The 574-nt window shown below is 35.0% G+C and carries 2 protein-coding genes; both read right to left on the bottom strand.

Annotation, left to right across the window (positions count from 1 at the left end; genetic code table 11):
* On the bottom strand, positions 1 to 307 hold a 307-nt coding region (locus tag ABEB00_RS35790), incomplete at its 3' end, for a hypothetical protein (protein WP_345624914.1).
* Between the two features lie 123 nt (positions 308 to 430).
* Positions 431 to 550, bottom strand: coding sequence for a hypothetical protein (locus tag ABEB00_RS36205; RefSeq protein ID WP_425586634.1), 120 nt, complete (start codon positions 548 to 550; stop codon positions 431 to 433).
* Between the last annotated feature and the right edge of the window lie 24 nt (positions 551 to 574).

Here is a 574-nt window from a genome sequence, read left to right as displayed (position 1 = left end):
TTTGAGGTATGATAATATTATCCTTGAAATCGTCTAAATCTTTGTTAAATTTGTGTAAACTTTTCAAAATCTCGTCTTTGTTCGTGGCTTCAAAGGGAGAGTTCAACATAGGGAAAATAGGCAGGGTTTTCTTTCTGGCCCTGAAAGGGGTGTGTTGCGCAGCCTTCTTGTTAATTATAGGTTTGTCGACATCCCGATCACAACGAGAACAACAGTAATTACTAAAATGTCTTCTTCCTTCTATCGAAGCCGTAATGCTTTTAACCTTTCTATGAATGACAATGGCAGATTTGTGCTTAGAGTTCAAAAGAGGGTAATATTTTCTTAAATAGTAGTTCTCTCTGTCACGAAGAGTTTTAAGATCCTCAACGACTTCTAGGATCTCAAAATGAAACTTATCTCAGCCACAAGTTTGTCCAATATAATGGAATCAATCGTGATTGTATTCTAAAGCATTAGGACTAGTGTGTTTAATAAATCTAGTATAAAAGTTCCCGGTGCTCCCAATATAAAAAATATTCGGTTTATTGATAAGGGAGAATTTGTAAATACCTCCTTTACGGATAAACTTTTT

It is taken from the genome of Streptomyces ziwulingensis (assembly GCF_039542605.1).
GTDB lineage: Bacteria > Actinomycetota > Actinomycetes > Streptomycetales > Streptomycetaceae > Streptomyces > Streptomyces ziwulingensis.
The sequence above is the reverse complement of the archived record's forward strand: the minus strand, read 5'-3'. Positions and strand labels throughout refer to the sequence as shown.